The organism is Caballeronia sp. ATUFL_F1_KS4A (assembly GCF_023630905.1).
Classification (GTDB): Bacteria; Pseudomonadota; Gammaproteobacteria; order Burkholderiales; family Burkholderiaceae; genus Caballeronia; species Caballeronia zhejiangensis.
In genome coordinates, this window is the sequence record NZ_JALQEB010000034.1 from 114,338 (window position 1) to 137,077 (window position 22,740).

Sequence of the window (22,740 nt, forward strand, 5' to 3'; positions counted from 1 at the left end):
ATGCGCCGCGCCGCCCGCACTCGCAACTTGCAGGCAGCGCGGCGTACGTCATGCAGCGGCAGCAGTCGATTCACGCACGATGAGCCGCGGCTCGAACATGGAGTTGCCCGGATCGGGATGACCGGCGAGGGCGTCGATGAGCTTCTGCATCGCGAGTTCGCCCATCTTCTCGCTCTGAATGTCGACGGTCGTGAGTCCCGGCGCGGCGTATGCGCCGTAGGGCACGTTGTCGATGCCGGTCACCGAGACGTCCTGCGGCACGCGAATGCCGAGCGAAGCGGCTTCCTTCATGAAGCCGAGCGCGATCAGGTCGTTGTAGCAGATCACCGCTTGCGGGCGCTTCGGACCGAGCATCACGCGCGAGCAAGCCTGTTCGCCGGCAAGCGACGTTGGCGCATGGGCTTCGTAGATATCGAGTTCGAGGCCCGCTTCGGCGAGACACTCGCGCGCGCCGCGAATGCGTTCATCGTTGATGCGCGCGTGCTCGAAGCCGAGATACGCGATGCGGCGATGCCCGAGATCGAGCAGATGACGCGCGAGCATGTAAGTAGCGAGGCGGCTGTTGATGCCGACGCTCGGAATCGGCAGCTCGGCGTTACGCAGCAGCACGACGGGCTTGTCGAGATCGAGCATCCACTGCGCGTTTTCGTCTGCCAGGCGCGAGCTGACGAGCAGGCCGTCCACGCGTTGCGCGAGCGCTTCGATGAGCGGCCGCTCGCGCGCCTGATTCTCGTCGATATCGACGAGCAGCAGCGTGTAGTCGTGCCGCAGCGCAATGCGGTTCGCGCCTTTCACGACATGCGTGAAGTGCGGATTGCTGATGTCGAGGATCGTGAGACCGATGGTGCGCGTCTTGCCGGTAATCATCGAGCGCGCAAGCGGGTTCGAGCGGTAGCCGAGCGAATCGATGGCTTCCTTGAGCTTGGCCTCGACCGGCGCGGAGAAGCGCTGCGCGCCATTGATGTACTTCGAGACGGTCGCGACGGAGACGCCCGCCGCAGCGGCGACGTCGCGAATGGTCGGGGAAATTTTTTTCATTCGGAGGGTAACGTTTTCGCACTGTTAACGGATTGTCGCAGAAATTCGGGAAACGATGACATCGAAACTTGCGTTTTGCATGCGGCGTTTTGCATGCCAGACGGCGATTGACGGCGCGTCGCGCCGATCGATATAGTCCCGAAAACGTTTTCTTCCTTATTGCTTTCAACGCATCAGTACGTATTGACAGGAGTCTCGATGAATCAGCCAAACGCAGCGGCCAAGCCGTTCAAGCGTCTGCTTCTGACCGGCGCGGCCGGCAATCTGGGTCGTCAGTTGCGCGGCGCGCTCGCTCAATGGGCCGACGTCGTGAGGCTCTCCGACATCGCGCCGCTCGACGATGCAGCGAGCCATGAAGAGATCAGCGCCGTGGATCTCGCGGATCGCGACAAGGTGATGCAGCTCGTCGAGGGCGTCGACGCGATCGTGCATCTCGGCGGCATCTCGATCGACGCGCCGTTCGACGATCTGATCGAAGCGAATATCCGCGGTACGTACAACATCTATGAAGCGGCGCGCCGTCATGGGGTGAAGCGCATCGTGTTCGCGAGCTCGAACCATGCAATCGGCTTTCATCCAGTCACCGAAGTGCTCGACGCCGATTCGCCCCATCGCCCGGACAGTCTTTATGGCGTGACCAAGTGCTTCGGCGAATCGCTGTCGCGCTATTACTTCGATCGCTTCGGCATCGAGACGGTGAACCTGCGCATCGGTTCGTCGTTCGAGGAGCCGAAGAATCCGCGCATGCTCGTCACGTATCTGAGCTACCGCGATTTCATCGAGCTCGTGCGCTGCTCGCTGTTCACGAATCGCGTCGGTCATGCGGTGGTGTACGGCGCTTCTGACAATCCGGTGAAGTGGTGGGACAACTCGAAGGCGGGCTTCCTCGGCTTCAATCCGCAAGACAGCTCGGCCCAGTTCGACGGGCTCTTTCCGGTGACCGGACCGAGCGCCGATCGCGATGATCCGGCGCAGCGCTTCCAGGGCGGCCCGTTCGTATTGGGCGAGCCGATGGAGCGCAAGCGATGAGCGCCGCCGTGCGCGCGGAACGCATCGACGCGGCCGGGCGCGCGACCGTCGGCGAATGTCCGGTATGGCGCGCGCAAGAGGGCGCGCTGTATTGGGTCGATATTCCCGCGCGACGGATCGTCAGGCTCGAGATCGAAAGCGCGAGACGTACGGAATGGGCGTTCGACGAACAGGTCGCATGCTTTGCGTTCGACAAGGCTGGGCGCGTCGTCGCGGGCATGGAAAGCGGCATGTTCGGCGTGACGCTCGCCGACGCGAACCAGGCGCACGCCGTGAAGCTCGCCGCGCCTTCGTTTCCCGCGACGGGCATGCGCTTCAACGATGGCCGCTGCGACAGGCAAGGGCGCTTCTGGGCCGGAACGATGGTGATGGACATGTCGCTCGCGAGTGCCGTCGGCGCGCTGTATCGCTTCGATGAGCAGGGCGCTTTGTCGGAGCCGGTCGTCGATGGTCTGATCACGCAGAACGGCCTCGCATGGTCGCCGGATGGCAGAACGATGTATTTGTCGGACTCGCATCCGCAACGGCGCATGATCTGGGCATTCGACTTCGACCCCGACACCGGCACGCCGCACGCGCAGCGCGCATTTGCCGATCTGCATCACTACGCGGGCCGTCCCGATGGCGCCGCGGTCGATGCGGACGGCTGCTACTGGACGTGTGCGAACGACGCCGGCCGCCTGCTGCGTTTCACACCGCGCGGCGAACTCGATCGCGAGATCGTGCTACCTGCGAGCAAGCCGTCGATGTGCGCGTTCGGCGGCAGCGATCTGAAAACGCTCTATGTCACGACTATTCGTCCGGCAATGAATGCCACTGACGACGACGGTCACGTGTTCGCATTGAACCCCGGCGTGCAAGGATTACCGGAGCCGGAGTACGCCGCACTGTTACCGGTAGCATAAACTTCACGAAAACGGGGCGATCATTCGCCCCGTCCGCATTTTTTTCGCATGATTTGGGACGCAAACGATTCGAGCGCACTTTATTGGCGCGCATCGAAATGATGGACACGTCCCCCTTCGGAACCGATACCAAGCACAAACACCAATGCTGCAAGTCCTTCTGAAAGAGTAGTCTCCGCAGGTATCTCAAGCACCCGCGATCAACAGATTCTCTAATCCGGAGGAGACATTGATGGACCTTGAAGCTCGCACCATGAAGCGCGTGATGGTTCGCCTCGTGCCGTTCCTGATCTTGTGTTACTTCATCGCATATCTGGACCGCGTCAACGTCGGCTTTGCCGCATTGCAGATGAACAAGGCGCTCGGTTTCACTGCGAGCATGTTCGGTTTCGGCGCCGGCATTTTCTTCATCGCCTATTTCTTTTTCGAGGTTCCTTCGAACCTGCTGCTCGAACGATTCGGCGCGCGCCGCTGGATCGCACGCATCATGTTCACGTGGGGCATCCTCGCAGCCGCGATGGCCTACATTCCGCATATCGCGCAGGCGACGGGCCTCTCCAACGCATACGTGTTCTATGGCTTGCGCATCCTGCTCGGCGTCGCGGAAGCGGGCTTCTTTCCCGGCATCATCTTTCTGCTGACCTTGTGGTTCCCGGCGAAGTATCGCGGCCGCGTCGTCGGCTATTTCATGGCGGCGATTCCACTGTCCACCGTGATCGGCGGACCGATCTCCGGCGCGCTCTTGCAGATGGACGGCATCAACGGCATGGCGGGCTGGCAGTGGCTGTATCTGATCGAAGCGATTCCCGCGTTGCTGCTCGCGTTCGTCGTGTACTTCTATCTGACCGACAAGCCTTCCGACGCACACTGGCTTGCAAAAGAAGAGCGTGACTGGCTCGTCGATCGTCAGGCGCAAGAGCGCGCGCATCGCGAATCCGTGCATGCGTTCAGCGTGAAGGAAGCCATTTTCAATCCGCGCGTGCTCGCCATTGCCCTGATCTACTTTGGCGCGAATGCCACGAACTATGGGCTGAGCTTCTTCCTGCCGCAGATCGTCAAATCGTTCGGTCTTTCCAACTTGCAGACCGGCTTCGTCACGTCATTGCCCTATGCCGTGGGCGTGATCAGCATGGTGCTGTGGGGCCGTCATTCGGATCGCAAGCTCGAACGGCGCTGGCATGTCGCGATTGCGTTGATGGTCGCGGCGGGCGGCATCGCGGCATCGGCGGGCCTCGACGATCCAGTGATGAAGATGATCGCGCTGTCGATCGCGGGCTTCGGCATCTTCGGTTGCCTGCCGGTGATCTGGACGCTGCCGGCCTCGTTCCTTTCGGGTGCGGCGGCGGCGGGCGGCATCGCGGCGATCAACTCGCTCGGCAATCTCGCGGGCTTCTTCGGTCCCTATGCGATGGGCTGGATCAAGGACAGCACGGGCGGCTTCGGCGCGGGCCTGCTGTGCCTGGCAGGGGCGGGCATGGTCGGCGTGGCGGCGGTCCTGCTGCTGCATCACGATCAGGCACTGGAGACGATTTCCGGCGCGCATGACGTCGAGGATGGCGAGCCGAACATGGCGCGTTGATGTTGCATCGCGAGTACCGCGCCAACGCGCGGTACTCGCGTATTCATTCAAGCGACGACTGCGCGCGTCGCAATCTCTCCCGGCTGTTGATCAGATGCAGACGCATCGCGGTGCGCGCCGAATCGGCATCGCCGCGTTCAATGGCGTCCGCGATCTGTTCATGCTCGCGATTCACGCGCATCAGGTAATCCGCGTATTGATCGCGCGGAATCGGCGTCGCCGTGATGCGCGTGCGCGGAATCATGCGCGTGCCCAGATGCTCCATGATCTCGACGAAATAGCGATTGCCCGTTGCATGCGCGATCTCCATGTGAAAGCGCAGATCGGGCGATACGGTATCGCTTGCTTCGCCCACATTTCTTGAAAAGTCCGCGAGCGTCGAGCGCATCGTCGCAAGACGCGCGGCATCGCAACGCATTGCGGCAAGTCCCGCGCTTTCGGTTTCGAGACTGATGCGCAATTCGAGGATGGCGAGCGCATCCATAGAACCGGCGACATCGGCGGGATCGAGTTGCAGAAGAGGCGACATGCCCGCTTCACACACGAACGTACCGATGCCATGCCGCGTTTCCACGAGTCCTGCCGCTTGCAGACGCGACAGCGCCTCACGCACGACGGTGCGGCTCACGCCGAAGCGCTGAACCATTTCCGCTTCCGTCGCGAGCCTGCTGCCGCCCTTCAGTTCCTGTGCATCGATCTGGGCGCGCAAGGCGTCGACGAGTTGCGCGGTCAGACTGCGTCGCGCTTGCGGCGATGCAATCGAGGATGCGTCGGTGCCGGCATGAAGATCGGGCGATAGCGTCACGGTATTCTCGTTGGCGTGGGTTTTACACACATTGACAAATCGTTCGGCAAATGATGATATGCGTCATGCAGTGATATGACAACGTACAAGAAGATGCGCGCAGGGTAATCCCTAGCGACGACAGCCTTCAGGAGACACAACACGATGGAACAACAAACCAGCACGCCGTCCGCCGACGAAGATGCGCAATTCGATCGTCTGTTGCTGACGGGCGCCGCCGGCGGAATCGGCCGCGCGATCCGGCATCGCGTCGCCGAGTTCGCGCGGCATGTGCGGATCTCCGACTTGCCTGGCGTGTTGCAGGGCGACGCCGCGCCTCACGAAGAGATCGCTCCTTGCGATCTCGCCGACCGCGACGCCGTCGATGCGCTTGCGATGGACTGCGACGCGATCATTCATCTCGGCGGGGTATCGGTCGAGCGTCCGTTCGAAGAGATTCTCGAAGCCAACATCAAGGGCGTTTTCAATCTTTACGAAGCGGCGCGCCGTCAGGGCGTGAAGCGCATCGTGTTCGCAAGCTCGAATCACGTCACGGGTTTCTATCGGCAGGACGAACGAATCGACGCCGCTGCGCGCAAGCGCCCCGATGGCTACTACGGCTTGTCGAAGTCCTTCGGCGAGGACATGGCGCAAATGTATTTCGACCGGTACGGCATCGAGACGGTGAGCATTCGTATCGGCTCCGTGTTTCCGGAGCCGAAGGACCGCCGCATGATGGCGAGCTGGATGAGCTACGACGATTTTCATGACCTGTTGCGCCGCAGTCTCTTCACGAAAGACGTCGGCCACACGATCGTCTTCGGCATGTCGGCGAACGCGCATACATGGTGGGACAACCGCTGCGCCGCGCATCTCGGCTTCGTTCCGCGTGACTCGTCCGAGCAGTTCCGCGAAAAGATCGAAGCGACGCCGCCGCCGGCGCCCACCGATCCCGTGGCGGTGCTGCAGGGCGGTGCCTTCACGACGACTGGCCCGTTCGATCCGGTTTAATGCATGCGAAATGCAGTATCACGGCACTCGTAGTATGTCGTCATACATCCAGAGCGGGCGCACAGCGTGTTAGCGCCCACACCCGACAGGAACTCTTGCCGCCATGTTCTCTCTCGATTTTTCACCGCTGCTGCCGTACTGGCCGACGTTCCTGCTGGGCGCATGGCTCACGCTCAAGATGACTTGCGTGGCTGTGTTCTTCGGGCTGATTCTCGGCATGCTGGTGGCGTTCGCGAAGCGCGCGAAAGTGCCGGTCCTCACGCGCCTGTGCATCGTCTATATCGAGGCGGTGCGCAATACGCCGTTCCTCGTGCAGATCTTTCTGCTGTACTTCGGTCTTGCGAGCATCGGCTTGCGCATGCCGACGTTCGCGGCCGCCGCGCTCGCGATGACGATCAACATCGGCGCATATGCGGCCGAGATCATCCGCGCGGGACTCGAATCGGTGCCACGCGGACAAATCGAAGCGGCCGAATGCCTCGGGCTTCCGAAGTGGCGCATCGGCTGGCATGTGATGTTGCAGCCGTCGATCGAAAAGGTCTATCCCGCGCTGACGAGCCAGTTCCTGCTGATGATGCAGGCCTCCGCGATCGCCTCGCAGATTTCGGCCGAAGAGCTCACGGCGGTCGCGAACACTGTGCAGTCCGATACGTTCCGCTCGCTCGAAACGTACATCGTGGTCGCGGCGCTGTATCTGGCGTTGTCGCTCGTCATCAAGCTCATCGCGTGGGCGGTGGGAGAGCATCTCTTCAAGCGCCGCCGCGCGATCCGTCTTGCTGCTAAACGCGCCGGCAAGACGCCGCCCGATCCGCAGCGCATCGATACGGTCATTCCCGGAGGTGCGGCATGAGCGGCGGATTCACGTCATCGCACCTTGTCTATCTAGTGCAATCGATCGGCTGGACGCTCGTGCTTTCCGCGCTTGCGTTCGTGCTCGGCGGTATCGGCGGCTTTGTCGTGATGCTCGCGCGCATCTCGCCGCGCGCATGGCTTGCGCGCGTGGCGCTCGTGTATATCGAGGCGATTCAGGGCATACCGCTGCTGATCCTGCTGTTCATCGTGTACTTCGGCCTGTCGGTGTACGGCTATCAGGTGCCCGCGCTCGTCGCGGCCGGGCTCGCGCTGATGATCTATTCGAGCGCATATCTCGGCGATATCTGGCGCGGCTGTATCGAAGCGATGCCCAAGCCGCAGTGGGAAGCGTCGGAATGCCTGTCGCTCACGCGCTGGCAGACGCTGCGCCTCGTCATCATCCCGCAGGCGATGCGTCTCGCGCTGCCGCCGACCGTCGGGTTTCTCGTGCAGCTCATCAAGATGACGTCGCTTGCTTCGGTGATCGGCTTCATCGAGTTGACGCGCGCGGGGCAGATCATCAATAACTCGATCTTCCAGCCGTTCCTCATCTTCGGTCTGGTCGGCGCTTTCTATTTCGTCCTGTGCTATCCGCTTTCGCGCTGGAGCCAATCGATGGAGAACAAGCTCAATGTCAGCAATCGTTAAGGTCGGCGATATTCACAAGAGCTTCGGCTCCAATCATGTTCTCAAGGGCGTTTCCTTCGAAGTCAACAAGGGCGAGATGATCGCCGTGATCGGCGCGAGCGGTTCGGGCAAGAGCACGGCGTTGCGTTGCATCGACAGGCTGGAGACGATCGACCAAGGGCAAATCGAAGTGTGCGGCATTCGCGTCGATGATCCGAAGGTCGATCTGCATCTGTTGCGCCGCGAAGTGGGCATCGTGTTTCAAAGCTATAACCTCTTTCCGCATCTGACGGTCGAAGAGAACATCATGCTCGCGCTGCGTCACGTCAAGAAGATGTCGCGCGACGAAGCGCGGCGCATTGCGATAAACGTGCTGGAGCAAGTCGGTCTCGGACAGAAGGCCGATGCGTATCCCGAGCAATTGTCGGGCGGACAGCAGCAGCGCGTGGCGATCGCGCGCTCGCTCGCGATGTCGCCAAAGGTGATGCTGTTCGACGAAGTGACCTCGGCGCTCGATCCGCAATTGACGGGCGAAGTGCTGCGCGTGATGGAAGACCTCGCTGCCGACGGCATGACGATGCTGCTCGTCACGCACGAGATGGCCTTCGCGAAGCGCGTGGCGGATCGCATCATCTACATGCATCAGGGAAAGGTTTGGGAAGTGGGCGACGGCAGCATGCTCGATGCGCCGCGCACACCCGAATTGCGCGCATTCCTCGATAACGGACTTTGATAATCGCAGCATCAATTCAGCAACATTAATAACGACGGAGACGTAACTTGAAAGCGAAATCAATCATTGCACGCGCAACGCTCGCAACGTTGATGATGGCAGGCGCGGTTCACAGCGTGATGGCCGATGAACTCGACGACATCAAGAAGGCAGGCGTCGTGCGCGTCGCGATCGCCATCGGCACGCCGCTCTTCAGCTATGCCGACCAGAACCTGAAGCCCGCGGGATCGGACGTCGATACTGCCGCCGCGCTTGCGAAGGATCTCGGCGTGAAGCTAGAACTCGTGCAGATCACCAACGCCGCGCGCATTCCGACGCTGCAGGCGAAGCGCGCGGACCTCGTGATTTCCTCGCTGTCGGTCACGCCGGAGCGCGCCAAAGTCGTCGATTTCTCGAACCCGTATGCGGTCATCTCGATCATCGTTGGCGGCGTGAAGGCGGCGAACGTGAAGAGCTATGCGGATCTCGACGGCAAGACCATCGGCCTCACGCGTGCAACGGTGAACGACACGCTGACGACACAGCAGGCGAAGGGCGCACAGATTCAGCGCTATGAAGACGATGCGACGCTCATCACGTCGATGGTCACGGGACAGGTCGACATCTTCTCGAGCACGCCTTCGAACTTGAAGGAGATGCAGGATCGCGCTCCGCAACGCAACATCGAGATGAAGTTCGAGCAGAAGACGTTCGATCTCGGCATCGCGATGAACAAGGACCAGCCGCGCCTGAAGGAATGGGTGAACAACTGGGTCGGCGCGAACATGAAGAGCGGCAACCTCAACACGATCTACAAGAAGTATCACGGACGGGATCTGCCGGAGAACATGCGCAAGGGCGCCTGAGCGCAGGGTCTCGCTTCAGTCATGCGCAACGGCGGCGGGTCATCGATCCGCCGCCGTTGTCGTTTGCATTACGCATACCGGATTCCTTCCGGAATGATGCATTCAAAATACCGCGATCGCCTATCCTGAACGCCCGCACCACGCGGTCTCGACACGGTTCAGGACAAACCGCCGCGCTCCGGCGTACACTCCTTTTGCGTTTTGAATCCTGCATGCATTGAGCCAACACGGATGCGCGCCACGTCATTCCGTGCGCGGCTCCGTCGATCACTGGACATCCTCTCTTCATCACGGGACACATCATGGCCAAGGGCACGATAGCGGACTATCTGGCGAAGACACTGGCGGCGGCGGGCGTAGAGCGAATCTGGGGCGTGACGGGCGACAGCCTGAACGGTTTGGCGTTCAGCCTCGATCGTGTCGGCTCGATCCGCTGGATGCATACGCGTCACGAGGAAGCAGCCGCTTTCGCGGCCGGAGCCGATGCCGCCGCGACAGGCAAACTCGCGGTATGCGCGGGCAGTTGCGGCCCAGGCAATCTGCATCTCATCAATGGTCTTTACGACTGTCATCGCAATCATCAACCGGTGCTCGCCATCGCGGCGCACATTCCATCGACGGAAATCGGCCTCGGCTACTTTCAGGAAACGCATCCGCAGGAATTGTTCAGGGAATGCAGTCACTTCGTGGAGCTGGTGTCGAATGCGTCGCAGTTTCCGCGCGTGCTCGAACGTGCGATGCGCGCCGCGATCGATCAGCGCGGCGTCGCGGTGATCGTGTTGCCGGGCGACGTCGCATTGAGCGAAGGCCCGGCCGTCGAGCCGCGCTGGACCGCGAGCGCGCCGGGCGCGATCGTGCCGGCAGACGCCGATCTCGACAAGCTCGCGAGCCTTCTGAACGGCTGCGAAGCGGTGACGATCATGTGCGGCAGCGGCGTCGCCGGCTCGCACGACGAAGTGGTCGCGCTCGCCGATACGCTCGGAGCACCGATAGTGCATGCGTTGCGCGGCAAGCAGTTCATCGAGTACGACAACCCGTTCGATGTCGGCATGACAGGGCTCATCGGTTTCAGTTCGGGCTATCACGCGATGATGTCGTGCGACACGCTGCTCCTGCTCGGATGCGATTTTCCGTATCGCCCGTTCTATCCGCCGCAAGCGAAGATCGTGCAGATCGACTGGCGCGGCTCGCAACTCGGACGCCGCGCGCCGCTGGAAATGGGGCTCGTCGGCACGATCAAGGAAACGCTCGCGGCGCTCTTGCCGAAGCTCCAACGCAAGGACGAGCGGCGTTTTCTCGAGAACGCATTGAAGCACTATGCGACCGCCCGCAAGGACCTCGACGATCTCGCGACGCCATCCGCGCCGGGACGTCCGATTCATCCGCAATATCTGACGAAGCTCGTCGATGAAATCGCAGCCGACGACGCGATCTTCACCGTCGACGTCGGCACGCCGACACTGTGGGCCGCGCGTTATCTGACAATGAACGGCAAGCGCCAGTTGCACGGCTCGTTCAATCACGGCTCGATGGCAAACGCAATGCCGCAGGCGCTCGGCGCTCAGGCCGCGCGGCCGCAACGGCAAGTCGTTTCGCTATCGGGCGACGGCGGTTTGTCGATGCTGCTCGGCGATCTGCTCTCGGCCGTGCAACTCGATCTCCCGATCAAGGTCGTCGTGTTCAACAACAGCCTGCTCGGTTTCGTGTCGATGGAACTGAAGGCTGGCGGCTATCTCGACACCAACGTCGATCTCAGCAAGACCGATTTCTCGCAGATCGCGAAGGGCGCGGGCATCTGGTCGGTGCGCGTCGAGGAATCGGAGCAACTCGAAAACGCGCTGCGCGAAGCGTTCGCGCACAAGGGACCGGCGGTCGTCGATGTCGTCACGTCGAAGCATGAACTCGCGATGCCGCCGACCATCGAACTGTCGCAAGCGAAGGGCTTCAGCCTCTATATGTTGCGAGCGATCCTGAGCGGGCGCGGCGATGAGATCGTCGAACTCGCGCGCACGAATCTGCGTTAAGCCATGAACGAATCGAACGATACGCTGCCACTCGATCACGTTTTCGAATACGAAGGACAAGCCGTGCGTTACGGCATGATCGGCGAGGGCGCGCCGCTCGTGATGGTGCACGGCACGCCGTTTTCATCGCAGGTGTGGCGACGCATCGCACCGGTAGCGGCGCGTTTGCGGCATGTGCATTACTTCGATCTGCTGGGCTACGGTGCGTCGGAGATGCGCGAGGGGCAGGACGTATCGCTCGGCGTGCAGAATCGCGTGCTCGCGGCGCTTCTCGCGCACTGGTGCGGTGAGTGGAACGGTGCCTTGCCCGATGTGCTCGCACACGATTTCGGCGGCGCGACATCGCTGCGAGCCGCGTTGATCGACGGCTGCGCGTATCGTTCGCTGATGCTCGTCGATCCGGTCGCCGTCGCGCCGTGGGGATCGCCCTTCGTGCGTCATGTGCGACAGCATGAAGCCGCGTTTGCGGGTGTGCCGCCGTACATGCATCAGGCGATGCTCGATGCGTATCTGCAGGGTGCGGCGCATCGGCGGTTGCAGCAAGAGACGCTGCGCGTCTATACGCGGCCGTGGACCGGCAAAGTCGGGCAGGCCGCGTTCTATCGGCAGATCGCGCAGATGGATCAGCGCTATACCGATGAAGTGCAATCGCGCTATGGCGAATTGAAATGCCCCGTATCGATTCTTTGGGGCGAAGAGGACGAGTGGATACCGGTCGAGCGCGGTGTCGAACTCGCATCGCTGATTCCGGGCGCGCGCTTTACGCGCGTGCGCGGATCAGGGCATCTGATGCAGGAAGATGCGCCCGAAGCGATCGTCGGCGAATGGCTGACGTTCGCGGACGCAATCCAGTAACGCGATCAGAAGCGCTATCAGAAGCGCGATCAGAAGCGATAAGTGACGCCCACCTTTACGATCGGATAGAAGCGCAACTTGTCCGCCTTGTTCTGCAGATCCTGCTGTTCGGCGTCGATGTTTTCCTGTCCCGCCGCCGCGACGATATCCGCCGGAACGTCGAGCGTGACGCGCGGGCGGCCATACGCGACGCCTGCATCGAAGAACGCGGAGAAGCCTTTCTCGGCAACAGGCGTATGCCCGAAGCCGATGCCGATATACGGACGCACGGCCGGGAACTTAGCCTTGGCGTGAATGCTTTCCCCGAAAGTCGGATAAGCGATGCCGTCGATGGTGTAGGTGCCGTTCATGCTGGTCGCGGTGCCATCGACATGATCGCCGCCGATGAGCGCGCCAGCCGTGATGCGAAAACCGACCGTTCCCGGCGCCGGAAAAAAGTCGAAATAGAAGCCGCCGTGATAGATGCTCGCGGTGCCGTCGTAGTGGAGACCGCCAGCGTCGAAGTTATGCGAGAACTTCAGGCCGTTGAATTCGGCGCGCACGTTGTCGCGCGTGCCGAGCGGTTCCGAGTAGCCGATGCCCACGCCTTCGGTGCCGATCTGACCGTAGATTTCGCGGGCGTGCGAGAGCGGAGCGGCAAGCGCGGCGAGCGTGCCGATAGCGGCCGCGCATGCGGCCAACGACTTCTTCATTGCAGATTATCCGTGGAGGAGATGGACGAGAGGGCGTCCAGGCGAAAGCGGCGAATAGTGCCGGCTGGTGCGGGAGAGCCGTGCGCGACGGAGGCGTCGCTGTTGATGATTGTGTTTACGGAAACGTTTGCTGAAAACTTTAGCTAAATCGTTCCACAAAAATGCGGAACGGAACCGGCAAGAAATGATGACCGGTTCCGCATTCAACATCGCTCGCTTTTAGACCTTGTTCCTTGCGCTTTCAGCACGGAATGCCGCTTCGCCGGCATCGGAGATTTCGACCCATTTTTTATCGGGCGGCGCATCGTCGACATAACTGTCGTGCCAGTTCCACCACTTATAGGTCGGTGTCTGCGGATAGCCTTCAGGCGAGTCTTCCCAGAGTTCCTGTCGGCCGAGCGGCGTGATGTCGAGATAGTTCCAGGTATTGCCCATCTGCTCGTCGCCGCGATTGTTGAGAAAGTACGTGCGAAATGCACGTTCTCCTTCGCGGAAGAACACGTTCGTGCCGTGCCACTCGTCGACGCCGAAGTCGGCATCGAAGCGATCCGTCAGCGTGAACCAGGGAATGGTCCAGCCCATGCGTTCCTTCACCCGCGCGATGTCCTGCTGCGGCGCGCGCGATACGAAGACGAGCGTCGTGTCGCGCGCATTCAGATGTGCAAGATGCGCGACCTGATCCGCGACCAGCGAGCAGCCGCGGCACGCGTGCTCCGGCCATCCGAAGACGCCCGGCTCATAGAACGCGCGATAGACGATCAACTGACGCCGGCCATCGAAAAGATCGAGAAAGCCGATCTTGCCCGCGGGGCCTTCGAACATGTAGTCCGTCTTCACGGCGGTCCAGGGCATGCGGCGGCGTTCAGCGGCGAGCGCGTCGCGCGCGCGCGTCTGGGCTTTCTCCTTCACCAGCAACTGCTGACGCGCTGCTTCCCATTGCTCCTGCGACACGACGGGCGGCGTGCGCATCCCTGTTTCGTCGGATGTAGTCATGGCCTTGCAACCTCCTGAGTTGGACTCTTGCTCGTTGTTTGCCGTGATTCAGTCTGACTCCGATAGCGGAAAACGGAGAGTAACAAGTGTGACGCCATTTGCCCGATCGCGCGTTCCGATGGCCCGACGCGCGACCGCAGCAATCAGGATCAAGCCCACGAAGCGCGCAGCGCGTGCATCGTTTTCCAGTACGTGAAGAAGCGTCCCGCGAAGATGCCCGCGACGATGCCCGACACGGCGGCGTCGATTGCCGCATAGGTCGTGAGCGCGGGCAGATAGGCGACGGTCGCCATCTCGAAGCCGAGCCAGAACTTCGCGATGAACGTCGCGAGGATCAGCAGCATCGGCAACATGGAGCCGGGCAGCATCACGGTTCGCGCGATCGGATCGACGATGAAGCGGCTCTGGCTCGCAAGGAACACGCCGCCGACGATGCCCGCGCCCAGCGTGGCGATCCACACGGCGACGGCCATCCATCCGGCGAGCGGCGACGCGACGAGATGCGCGATGCCCATGCCCGCGAAAATAATCGGAACGATTGCGAGCTTCGACAGCGGGGTGGTGCTGGCCTGCATCGCCTTGATGCCGCGATACAAAAGGAATGCGAGCAGCACCCAGACCCACGTCGGCGTGCCTTGAACGATGGCGATTGGCGTCATGATCATCTCCTTGCAAGTGGTTGTTTGATGCGCATGATGACGCCGGAGAATGAGCCGCGAATGAGTTGGCGAGCGTATGCGCGCGTCGCGGGAATTAAGCGAATTCCGAAAACCCGTCGCGCGACGGGTAAAATGCGGCGCCTGCCCGACGATCGGCTAGAGAGACCGCGCGTGACCCGCGCGCGCCGGCATCGCGGGCAGCGTCCGCCCCACGAGGGCAAGCTTTCGTCCGTCTGCGCCTGTCCGGTCAACCCGCGCACCGCCGCTTTCGCTGAACCACACACGACACGCAACGACATTCGAGGATCGTTTTCATGCTTGCCCGCATCACCCGCCTTTTCCCGCTCTGGGCCGTGCTGGTTTCCATCGCCGCCTATAGCGCGCCTTCATCCGTGACGGGCATCGCGCCGCACGTCACGACGCTTCTCACGATCATCATGCTGTCGATGGGCGTCACGCTTTCCATCGACGATTTCAGGCGCGTGTTCACGCGGCCCGCGCCGGTCATCGCGGGCATCGTGCTGCATTACCTCGTGATGCCGCTCGCCGCGTGGGTCATCGCGAAAGCGCTGCACATGCCGCCCGATCTGATGGCGGGCATGGTGCTCGTCGGCAGCGTCGCGAGCGGCACAGCGTCGAACGTGATGATCTATCTCGCGCGTGGCGACGTGGCGCTGTCCGTCACGATCAGCGCGCTCTCGACGCTCGTCGGCGTGTTCGCGACGCCGCTGCTCACGCGCCTTTATGTCGATGCCTCCATCGCCGTCGACGTGCACGGCATGCTGATGAGCATCGTGCAGATCGTCGCGCTGCCTATCGTCATCGGCCTCGTCGTGAACCATCTGTTCGGCAAGCTCGTGCGCAAGATCGAGTGGATGCTGCCGCTCGTGTCGATGGTGGCGATCCTGCTCATCATCGCCGCGGTGGTCGGCGGCACGCAGAAGAGCATCGCGTCGGTGGGCATGGTCGTCGCGGTGGGCGTGGTGCTGCACAACGGCATCGGTCTATTGGGCGGCTATTGGGGCGGGCGTCTGCTCGGCTTCGACGAAGCCGTCTGCCGCACGCTGGCAATCGAAGTCGGCATGCAGAACTCGGGGCTCGCGGCGACGCTCGGCAAGCTGTATTTCACGCCGATCGCGGCGTTGCCCGGCGCACTTTTCTCGGTGTGGCACAACCTGTCGGGGTCGATGCTCGCGGGCTATTGGGCGGGACGTCCGGCGAAAGGCTCGACGCGCGAAGCCCACGCGCAGGCCGCCGTCGCGCGGCACGGCTGAACGTGTGAATCGATCGAAAAAAAACGCGCCGATTGTGGCGCGTTTTTTTTCGGACGCGAAATCAACTCGCCGCGAGCGATGCTTCCGCGACCGGCCGGTCATCGATCGGAAAATGCAGCAGCGCCGCGACGAGTCCGGCGATTGCCGTCGCGGCCCAGATCAGCGAGTACGAGCCGGTCGTGTCGAACACGTAGCCGCCGAGCCACGCGCCGAGAAACGATCCGAGCTGATGACTGAGAAACACGACGCCGAATAGCGTGCCCAGATGCCGCGTGCCGAACACCTTCGCGATGAGTCCGTTGGTGAGCGGCACCGTGCCCAGCCACGTCAGGCCCATCACGGCGGCGAAGACGACGACGGATACGCTCGTCGTCGGCAACAGGACGAAGAGGGCGATCGCGCCGCCGCGAATCAGATAGAGCCACGCGAGGACGTGATGCTGCCGCCAGCGTCCGCCGAGCCAGCCGCATCCCCAACTGCCGATCATGTTGAAGAGGCCGATCAGCGCGAGCGCGGTCGCGCCGAGTCCGACCGGCATGTGGCACAGCATCAGATAGCCGGGCAGATGTGTCGCGATGAACGCAAGCTGAAAGCCGCAAGTGAAAAAGCCGAGCGTCAGCAGCCGATAACCGCGATGCCGCGACGCATACGCGAGCGTTTCGCGCAACGGCATCGCGGCGGCTTGCGCGTGCGTTTCGTGCGATGCCGAAGATGCCTTGCTCCGGCGGCTCGCGCGATCGAGCGCGATGCCGAGCGGCGCGGCGAGCAGCAGCACGAAGGCGAGGGCATAGAGCGACGCCGGCACGCCCGCATGCACGCGCACTTCCTGCGCGAACGGCACCATCAGCACCTGGCCGAGCGAGCCGCCCGCGCTGGCCAGGCCCATCGCGACGCTGCGTGTTTGCGGCGACGCCACGCGTCCGACCGTCGCGAGCACGACGCCGAAACTCGTGCAACTGATGCCGATGCCCACGAGCAAGCCGAGACCGAGCACGAGCATCCAGCCGGAAGTCGCGGCGGCGGCGAGCGCGAGCCCGGCGGCGAACGTGGCCGCGCCCGTCGCGACGACCGGCGCTGCGCCGTATCGATCGGCGGCCGCGCCCGCGAACGGCTGCGCGAAGCCCCACACGAGGTTGTGCAGCGCGATCGCGAAGGCGATCAGCGTGACGGGCATGCCGCGATCGAACGAAAACGGCCCGATGAAAAGCCCGAACGTCTGGCGCACGCCCATCGCGGCGCTCAGGATCAGCGCGGCCGCGCCGATGAGCACCCACGTCGTCGCGCGGTCCGTGGCCGATCGTGTGGTCGATAAAGACGACATGGCTCGTTCCTCCTTGCGGCCATCGTCGCAGGCGAACGTCCGTGCTGACAAACGAAAAGATTTCGCCGTCGGATGAGCGCAGTTCAACCGTTATCGACGAAACCGGCCGCTTGTTCGATCAGCCAGTTGCGAAACGCGACGAAATCCGCGCGCGCGCTCGCTTGCGGCGTCTCGCAGAGCCAGTAGGCGGTTTGCGTCTCGACGCTCGTCGCGGACGCTTCGACCAGCGTGCCCGCCGCCAGCTCGCGATCGACGAGCGGACGCCTGCCGATGACGACGCCAAGCCCGGCCGCGGCGGCATCGAAGCCGAGCTGAACGGTATCGAAGCGAAGGCCGCCGTGCAGATCGAGACCGTCGATGCCCGCGCCGTCCATCCACGCTTGCCAGTCCTGACTGGCCGTATCGATGTGAATGAGTGCGGCGCGGGTGAGATCCGGAACGCCGCCGGCGCCGGTCAGCATCGCGCGATAGGCGGGGCTGCACACCGGCACGAGCCGCTCGCCGAAGAGACGTTGCCACGACGATGCGCCATCGACCGGGCCGCGCGAGAGGCGCAGGCCGAAGTCGAAGCCGTCGACGGGAAAGCCCGCCTGGCGGCGCGAAGTGTCCACGGTGACGTCGATGTTGGGCCAGCGCGCGCGGAAATCGGCGAGGCGCGGCACGAGCCAGCGGGCCGCGAGCGTCGGCGCGCACGTAACCGAGATCGCGCGGCGCTTGCGCCTGTCGGGCAGCGACTGCGTGCCGACGACGATAAGCGAAAACGCTTCGGCGATGTACGGCAGATAGTGTTCGCCGGCGGCGGAGAGCGACAGCCCGCGCGGCTCGCGCACGAAAAGCTCGACGCCGAGCATCGCTTCAAGCGCGCCGATGCCGTGGCTCACGGCGCCCGGCGTCACGTTGAGTTCGGCGGCCGCGAGCTTGAAACTGCGATGGCGCGCGGCGGCTTCGAAGAGACGCAGGGCGTTGAGCGGCGGGAGGCGCTGAGACATGGTCGCGTGGGAATCGACGAAAGGTGCGCCTATATTGCCATTCCCCGACAGCGAAGAGGTCAGGCCGATGTCTGCCGCCGCGCCTTCCACCAGTCGAGAATGCGCCGCGCGATGAGCGCGAACGGCGGATTGGCGAACAGCACCGCCGCGCTCAACGCGATGCATCCGCACACGAGAAACGTGCCGCGATAGCCGAGCGCGGCCACGAGCGCGCCGGACAGAACGCCCGACAGGATCGATCCGACGCGCGACGCGTTGAAGAAAAGCGCCGTCGCCGATCCGGGGCTTTGCGGCATCAGATCCTGCATGTACGTCATGCCGAGGCACGACGTCACCGAGACGACGAAGGCGTTGAAGGCTTGCATCGGAATGAGGAAGTGGACGTTGGGCGACGCCGCCACCGCAATGAAATAAATCAGATGCACGACGGCGCACGACGCGAGCCATCGCTGCTTGTCGAGACGCGAAGCACGCGCGCCGAGCGCGAGCATCATCGGAATTTCGAGGAATGCGCCGAGGCCCAGCATGATCGATACGTCGATGCGCGTGCCGTGCATGCCGTGCACGACGTAGAGCGGCAGGACGATCATCGTAGCGCTCGCGGCGAGCCCGATGAGCGTCATCGCGACGGTCGCGCGCCAGATCTCGGCGCGAGAGTGCGACGCGCCGGGGTGCGGCGGGACGAGCTCCTCGGTGTCGGGCGCGGTGACTTCGAGCAGCGATGTCGGGTCGCCGGCGTAGTGCGCCGGTGCGCTGTGCGGGTCGCCCCTGGGCGAGCCGTGCATGCGCCAGACGATCGCGCCGCACGCGACGAAACAGGCCGCCGCGAACAGAAACAGGCCGTAGAAGCCGGCGCCGGCCAGCACCAGCGCGCCGACGGAGGGCCCGAAGACCCACGCCATCGAAAGAACGGTTCGCAAGGTGGCGAGCGCGAGGGACCGCTCGGCTTCGTCGTCGACGGGCAACGCGGCGCGCGCGAACGAGAACACGAGCGACATCGCGGAGCCGCCTGCGCCGAGAAACAGGATGCCGATCACGACCAGCGCGGTGTAGTTGCGCACGACGCACATCAACAGAAAACCGAGCGATGAAGCAATGAGCGCCGCGAGCAGCAATTCCCGATGATGGCCGTGCCTGTCGGACCATTTTCCGGCAAACGCGCTGGCCACGACGCCGCTCGCGGCGATGACCGTCATGAAGACGCCGAGCTTCAAGGGGCTCATATCCGCCTGTTCGACGCTGAACAGCGACAGATACGGCGCGGTGAACGACATCGCGACGCCGAGCATCAGGGTCGCGCTGGAGAGCGGCAGGAAGAACGGGATGCGGGTGAGACCGAGCAGGCGTGTGTTCATCGGGACGTGGGTCGGCTTGGAGACTCGGGCCGAAAAGGCAGGTCGTGCTTTGAGCGCAAGCGGCGTACCGCTTTGAATGCGGCAACGCGCGGAACTTGCGCAGTTTGCCATCGTTGTCGGAGGATGCGTGTAGCGATTAGTTAATCGCGATTGACATAATGCAAATTAGCGCATGGATTGATGCCGAGGCTCAATTGAAATGTCGTACTTGGAATTGCGACAGCTAGCGAATCGTCTATCCGTACGTGCCGCGGGGCGCCCGGTCGAACCTGACCGTGCGCGCTTCGGACGGCATTGGCAACGGCCGCGTTCAATGTTCGCTCTTGGCCGACTCCTTGCTGCGTTCCGCCGACTTTGCCCCGTTCTTCTTCTTGCTCGCTGGACCGGACTTGTTTTGTTTCGGCTTCGCTTCGCCCTCGACCTTGGCGAACGTGATCGCGTCCTTGTCCTTGTCGTAGCTCACGTCTACCGTGTCGCCCGGAGCGAGTTTGCCGCCGAGAATCTCCTTCGCGAGCCGGGTCTCCAGTTGCTGGCGGATCTGGCGTTTCAGTTCGCGTGCGCCGAATTCGGGCCGATAACCCACCTCGGCAAGATGATCGATGACCGAGTCCTGCACCCTGAGCGTGATGTCCTGAGCCGCCGCCGTGCGCGCGACGCGGTCCAGCTGTATCTGCACGATCGAGCGGATGTTCTCGCGCGAAAGCCCGTGGAACACGATGATTTCGTCGATGCGATTCAGGAACTCGGGGCGAAAGTGGCCTTTCAGCACGTCCATGAGCTTCTCGCGCATGGCTGCCTCCGTGTCGCGGTCCTTCTCGGTTCTCTCGAGGTTGTCCATGATGATGGACGCGCCAAGATTGCTGGTCGAGATGATGACGGTGTTGCTGAAGTCGACGACGCGGCCCTTGCCATCGGTGAGGCGGCCATCGTCGAATACTTGCAGCAGCACATTGTTCACATCGGGATGCGCCTTCTCGATTTCGTCGAGCAAGATCACGCAGTAGGGACGGCGGCGCACGCGTTCGGTCAGCTGTCCCCCTTCGTCATAGCCGACGTATCCCGGCGGCGCGCCAATCAGCCGCGCGACTGCGTGGCGCTCCATGTACTCGGACATGTCGATGCGGATCACCGCCTGCTCGTCACCGAACACGGTCTCCGCTAGCGCCTTCGCAAGCTCGGTCTTGCCGACGCCCGTCGGTCCGAGGAACAGGAACGTCGCGATGGGCCGGTGCGCTTGCCCCATGCCCGCGCGTGACAGCCGCACCGCATCGCTCACCGCGACCACGGCTTCGTCCTGACCGATCACGCGTTCGCGCAGCTTGCTCTCCATCTCGAGCAGTCTTTCGCGTTCTTCCTGCGTGAGTTCGGTGACCGGAATGCCGGTGAGACGCGAGACCACTTCCGCGACCGCTGCAACCGTCACTTCGAGCGTCTCCGATCCGGTCTTGCGCTGCCATGCCTCGGTCAGGTCGTCGAGCTTCGTCTGCTTCTCGTTGATGCGTTCCTCGAAGTTCTTCGCTTCATCGAAACGCTTGCGCGACGAGGCATAGGCCTGCTCGCGCTTCGACTGGGCGATTTCCGCTTCCAGCTCCTGCATTTCGGGCGGGCGCGACTTCGAGCCGATTCGCACGCGCGCCGCAGCCTGATCGATGAGATCGATAGCCTTGTCGGGCAAATAGCGCGATGTGATGTAGCGGTCCGACAACTCCGCTGCCGCGACGAACGCTTCATCGGCGAAAGTGACCTGATGGTGCGCTTCGAGTTTGTCGCGCAAGCCGCGCAAAATGACGATGGTTTGCTCGACCGTCGGCTCCGGCACGAGTACCGGCTGAAAGCGCCGCTCGAGCGCCGCATCCTTCTCGATGTGCTTCTGGTATTCGTTGAGTGTCGTCGCGCCGATCAAACTCAGCTCGCCGCGCGCGAGCGCCGGCTTCAGCACGTTCGCGATGTCGAGTCCGCCCTCGCCGCCGCCCTGACCCGCGCCGACTATCGTGTGCAACTCGTCGATGAACACGATGAGTTCATCCTGCTTCGAAGTGATCTCGTCGATCACCTGCTTTGCGCGCTCTTCGAATTCGCCGCGATACTTCGCGCCCGCGACCATCGAATTGATGTTGATCTCGATGAGCCGCTTGTTGCGCAAGTCTTCGGGCACATCGTCGTTCACGATGCGCTGTGCCAGCCCTTCGACGATCGCAGTCTTGCCCACACCCGGCTCGCCGATCAACACAGGATTATTCTTCTTGCGCCTCGCGAGCACCTCGATGGTACTTTCGATTTCCTGTGCGCGTCCGAGCACCGGGTCGAGTTTGCCTGCGCGCGCCATCGCGGTGAGATCGCGGCCGAACTTGTCGAGCGTCGGCGTGCCGGTCGGCGTATCGACGCGGCCGTCTTCCGCACCCTTGCCCACGACCTTCACCACTTTCTGGCGAAGCGCCTCGGGCGTGACGCCGTACTTTCTGAGGAGCCCCCCGGCGATGCTGTCGGTCACGGACGCAAGCCCTATCAGCACATGCTCGGGACCGACATAGGAATGGCCGAGTTCTCGCGAGGCCTGGAACGCGTACTGAAAAGCCTTCTTCAAGCGCGGCGAAATCGTCATCTTTTCGACCGGCGTATCGGGCGCGGCTTTGCCCTTTTGCGCGTGCTCGTCGATATAGCGGCGGATGTCGTCGGCAGAAAGCTTCAACTCCTTGAAGAGCGCCTGCACGACGTCCATGTCGGCCAGCACGTAAAGCACCTGCTCGGTGTCGAGTTCCGTCTTCTGCAATTCGTGCGCCTTTTCGGCGGCGCGTTGCAGAAGTTCCATCGTCTGCTCGCTGAAGGCATCGGTCACGTCGACGGACTCGCGCGGCACCGAAGCGACGATATCGTCCTCGTCTTCCTCGCCAGTGCCGTCCGTGTCACCCATCAGACGCGACAGACCTCCGCCGCCCAGTAAGGAATCGAAAGGATTCAGCATGGTTTGATGCCGCATCAACTGGCGATAGTCGTACTCGCAAATCGACATCGATTTGCGGCGGCCGTTCTGCACGACGGTTACCTGCGCAACCGCCGGACGGGCATGACAAATCTCGCAAAGGGCTGGCATATCAATCGTCTCCGGTTGGGGCGATTCGATACCTATGGCGCACAGCGCTGAGTTCTTTCGAACCGCCGGGTGTCGAGGGGCATC

General features: G+C 62.8%; 20 protein-coding genes. 11 read left to right on the forward strand and 9 right to left on the reverse strand.

The annotated features are described in order from the left end of the window. Positions 1 to 48: 48 nt before the first annotated feature. Positions 49 to 1,038 carry a LacI family DNA-binding transcriptional regulator gene (locus NCS03_RS21020; protein ID WP_008348017.1) on the reverse strand — a complete coding sequence of 330 codons (990 nt, stop codon included), beginning with the start codon at positions 1,036 to 1,038 and terminating at the stop codon, positions 49 to 51. Between the two features lie 198 nt (positions 1,039 to 1,236). Between NCS03_RS21020 and NCS03_RS21025 the strand changes: the two genes are divergently transcribed. The 3 genes from NCS03_RS21025 (at position 1,237) to NCS03_RS21035 (ending at position 4,551) form a co-directional block, all read left to right on the forward strand. Further along, entirely contained in the window at positions 1,237 to 2,067 is an 831-nt protein-coding gene (locus NCS03_RS21025; RefSeq protein WP_008348019.1) for an NAD-dependent epimerase/dehydratase family protein, read from the forward strand. Continuing rightward, entirely contained in the window at positions 2,064 to 2,972 is a 909-nt protein-coding gene (locus tag NCS03_RS21030) for an SMP-30/gluconolactonase/LRE family protein (RefSeq protein ID WP_250529713.1), read from the forward strand. The genes NCS03_RS21025 and NCS03_RS21030 overlap by 4 nt, the downstream gene beginning before the upstream one ends. A gap of 232 nt (positions 2,973 to 3,204) precedes the next feature. Next, on the forward strand, positions 3,205 to 4,551 hold the full coding sequence (locus tag NCS03_RS21035) for an MFS transporter (RefSeq protein WP_008348022.1): 1,347 nt from the start codon (positions 3,205 to 3,207) through the stop codon (positions 4,549 to 4,551). A 43-nt stretch (positions 4,552 to 4,594) separates the two neighbouring features. Here the strand turns inward: NCS03_RS21035 and NCS03_RS21040 are convergent, their stop codons facing one another. Beyond that, complete coding sequence (locus NCS03_RS21040; RefSeq protein WP_250440954.1) at positions 4,595 to 5,356, reverse strand: FadR/GntR family transcriptional regulator; 762 nt, start codon at positions 5,354 to 5,356, stop codon at positions 4,595 to 4,597. 144 nt (positions 5,357 to 5,500) lie between these two features. Here NCS03_RS21040 and NCS03_RS21045 point away from each other — a divergent pair, with 144 nt between their 5' ends. The 7 genes from NCS03_RS21045 (at position 5,501) to NCS03_RS21075 (ending at position 12,282) form a co-directional block, all read left to right on the forward strand. Next, positions 5,501 to 6,346, forward strand: a complete 846-nt coding sequence (locus NCS03_RS21045) for an NAD-dependent epimerase/dehydratase family protein (RefSeq protein WP_250529714.1) — start codon at positions 5,501 to 5,503, stop codon at positions 6,344 to 6,346. A gap of 103 nt (positions 6,347 to 6,449) precedes the next feature. Beyond that, complete coding sequence (locus tag NCS03_RS21050; RefSeq protein ID WP_175980815.1) at positions 6,450 to 7,196, forward strand: amino acid ABC transporter permease; 747 nt, start codon at positions 6,450 to 6,452, stop codon at positions 7,194 to 7,196. Continuing rightward, entirely contained in the window at positions 7,193 to 7,846 is a 654-nt protein-coding gene (locus NCS03_RS21055; RefSeq protein ID WP_175980817.1) for an amino acid ABC transporter permease, read from the forward strand. Before NCS03_RS21050 ends, NCS03_RS21055 begins: the two co-directional genes overlap by 4 nt. Beyond that, positions 7,830 to 8,558, forward strand: a complete 729-nt coding sequence (locus NCS03_RS21060; RefSeq protein ID WP_250529715.1) for an amino acid ABC transporter ATP-binding protein — start codon at positions 7,830 to 7,832, stop codon at positions 8,556 to 8,558. Before NCS03_RS21055 ends, NCS03_RS21060 begins: the two co-directional genes overlap by 17 nt. Positions 8,559 to 8,605: 47 nt before the next feature. Then, positions 8,606 to 9,403 (forward strand): transporter substrate-binding domain-containing protein, encoded by a 798-nt coding sequence (locus NCS03_RS21065; protein ID WP_250436516.1) that lies wholly within the window; start codon positions 8,606 to 8,608, stop codon positions 9,401 to 9,403. A 302-nt stretch (positions 9,404 to 9,705) separates the two neighbouring features. Then, positions 9,706 to 11,427, forward strand: coding sequence for a ubiquinone-dependent pyruvate dehydrogenase (gene poxB / locus NCS03_RS21070; protein ID WP_033536202.1), 1,722 nt, complete (start codon positions 9,706 to 9,708; stop codon positions 11,425 to 11,427). A 3-nt stretch (positions 11,428 to 11,430) separates the two neighbouring features. Continuing rightward, positions 11,431 to 12,282 (forward strand): alpha/beta fold hydrolase, encoded by an 852-nt coding sequence (locus tag NCS03_RS21075; protein WP_250529716.1) that lies wholly within the window; start codon positions 11,431 to 11,433, stop codon positions 12,280 to 12,282. A 29-nt stretch (positions 12,283 to 12,311) separates the two neighbouring features. Here NCS03_RS21075 and NCS03_RS21080 read toward each other — a convergent pair whose 3' ends face one another. The 3 genes from NCS03_RS21080 to NCS03_RS21090 form a co-directional block, all read right to left on the reverse strand. Then, the gene (locus tag NCS03_RS21080; RefSeq protein ID WP_008348031.1) at positions 12,312 to 12,974 is read right to left on the reverse strand and encodes a hypothetical protein; all 663 of its coding nucleotides are present in this window, start codon (positions 12,972 to 12,974) and stop codon (positions 12,312 to 12,314) included. Positions 12,975 to 13,193: 219 nt separating this feature from the next. Then, complete coding sequence (locus NCS03_RS21085; protein ID WP_250436520.1) at positions 13,194 to 13,967, reverse strand: DUF899 domain-containing protein; 774 nt, start codon at positions 13,965 to 13,967, stop codon at positions 13,194 to 13,196. A gap of 149 nt (positions 13,968 to 14,116) precedes the next feature. Further along, the gene (locus tag NCS03_RS21090) at positions 14,117 to 14,626 is read right to left on the reverse strand and encodes a DUF6622 family protein (RefSeq protein WP_008348033.1); all 510 of its coding nucleotides are present in this window, start codon (positions 14,624 to 14,626) and stop codon (positions 14,117 to 14,119) included. A 314-nt stretch (positions 14,627 to 14,940) separates the two neighbouring features. Between NCS03_RS21090 and panS the strand changes: the two genes are divergently transcribed. Next, positions 14,941 to 15,900 carry a ketopantoate/pantoate/pantothenate transporter PanS gene (gene panS, locus NCS03_RS21095; RefSeq protein ID WP_008348034.1) on the forward strand — a complete coding sequence of 320 codons (960 nt, stop codon included), beginning with the start codon at positions 14,941 to 14,943 and terminating at the stop codon, positions 15,898 to 15,900. Between the two features lie 61 nt (positions 15,901 to 15,961). Here panS and NCS03_RS21100 read toward each other — a convergent pair whose 3' ends face one another. The 4 genes from NCS03_RS21100 to NCS03_RS21115 all read right to left on the reverse strand — a co-directional run bounded on the left by NCS03_RS21100 (position 15,962) and on the right by NCS03_RS21115 (position 22,656). Continuing rightward, positions 15,962 to 17,221, reverse strand: a complete 1,260-nt coding sequence (locus NCS03_RS21100; protein WP_250440957.1) for an MFS transporter — start codon at positions 17,219 to 17,221, stop codon at positions 15,962 to 15,964. Positions 17,222 to 17,304: 83 nt separating this feature from the next. Further along, a complete protein-coding gene (locus NCS03_RS21105) occupies positions 17,305 to 18,210 on the reverse strand; it encodes a LysR substrate-binding domain-containing protein (RefSeq protein ID WP_175980827.1) in 906 nt (301 codons plus the stop codon). A gap of 59 nt (positions 18,211 to 18,269) precedes the next feature. Continuing rightward, complete coding sequence (locus NCS03_RS21110; protein WP_175980829.1) at positions 18,270 to 19,565, reverse strand: sugar efflux transporter; 1,296 nt, start codon at positions 19,563 to 19,565, stop codon at positions 18,270 to 18,272. A 310-nt stretch (positions 19,566 to 19,875) separates the two neighbouring features. Further along, entirely contained in the window at positions 19,876 to 22,656 is a 2,781-nt protein-coding gene (locus NCS03_RS21115) for an ATP-dependent Clp protease ATP-binding subunit (protein WP_250529717.1), read from the reverse strand. Between the last annotated feature and the right edge of the window lie 84 nt (positions 22,657 to 22,740).

Excerpts from the sequence above, each read along its gene's own strand:
- NCS03_RS21030 (WP_250529713.1), top strand. The coding sequence starts at position 2,064 with ATGAGCGCCGCCGTGCGCGCGGAACGCATCGACGCGGCCGGGCGCGCG.
- NCS03_RS21050 (WP_175980815.1), top strand. The coding sequence starts at position 6,450 with ATGTTCTCTCTCGATTTTTCACCGCTGCTGCCGTACTGGCCGACGTTC.
- NCS03_RS21035 (WP_008348022.1), top strand. The coding sequence starts at position 3,205 with ATGGACCTTGAAGCTCGCACCATGAAGCGCGTGATGGTTCGCCTCGTG.
- NCS03_RS21075 (WP_250529716.1), top strand. The coding sequence starts at position 11,431 with ATGAACGAATCGAACGATACGCTGCCACTCGATCACGTTTTCGAATAC.
- NCS03_RS21090 (WP_008348033.1), bottom strand. The coding sequence starts at position 14,626 with ATGACGCCAATCGCCATCGTTCAAGGCACGCCGACGTGGGTCTGGGTG.
- NCS03_RS21080 (WP_008348031.1), bottom strand. The coding sequence starts at position 12,974 with ATGAAGAAGTCGTTGGCCGCATGCGCGGCCGCTATCGGCACGCTCGCC.
- NCS03_RS21105 (WP_175980827.1), bottom strand. The coding sequence starts at position 18,210 with ATGTCTCAGCGCCTCCCGCCGCTCAACGCCCTGCGTCTCTTCGAAGCC.
- NCS03_RS21060 (WP_250529715.1), top strand. The coding sequence starts at position 7,830 with ATGTCAGCAATCGTTAAGGTCGGCGATATTCACAAGAGCTTCGGCTCC.
- NCS03_RS21110 (WP_175980829.1), bottom strand. The coding sequence starts at position 19,565 with ATGAACACACGCCTGCTCGGTCTCACCCGCATCCCGTTCTTCCTGCCG.
- panS (WP_008348034.1), top strand. The coding sequence starts at position 14,941 with ATGCTTGCCCGCATCACCCGCCTTTTCCCGCTCTGGGCCGTGCTGGTT.
- NCS03_RS21100 (WP_250440957.1), bottom strand. The coding sequence starts at position 17,221 with ATGTCGTCTTTATCGACCACACGATCGGCCACGGACCGCGCGACGACG.
- NCS03_RS21045 (WP_250529714.1), top strand. The coding sequence starts at position 5,501 with ATGGAACAACAAACCAGCACGCCGTCCGCCGACGAAGATGCGCAATTC.
- poxB (WP_033536202.1), top strand. The coding sequence starts at position 9,706 with ATGGCCAAGGGCACGATAGCGGACTATCTGGCGAAGACACTGGCGGCG.
- NCS03_RS21025 (WP_008348019.1), top strand. The coding sequence starts at position 1,237 with ATGAATCAGCCAAACGCAGCGGCCAAGCCGTTCAAGCGTCTGCTTCTG.
- NCS03_RS21115 (WP_250529717.1), bottom strand. The coding sequence starts at position 22,656 with ATGCCAGCCCTTTGCGAGATTTGTCATGCCCGTCCGGCGGTTGCGCAG.
- NCS03_RS21020 (WP_008348017.1), bottom strand. The coding sequence starts at position 1,038 with ATGAAAAAAATTTCCCCGACCATTCGCGACGTCGCCGCTGCGGCGGGC.
- NCS03_RS21055 (WP_175980817.1), top strand. The coding sequence starts at position 7,193 with ATGAGCGGCGGATTCACGTCATCGCACCTTGTCTATCTAGTGCAATCG.
- NCS03_RS21085 (WP_250436520.1), bottom strand. The coding sequence starts at position 13,967 with ATGACTACATCCGACGAAACAGGGATGCGCACGCCGCCCGTCGTGTCG.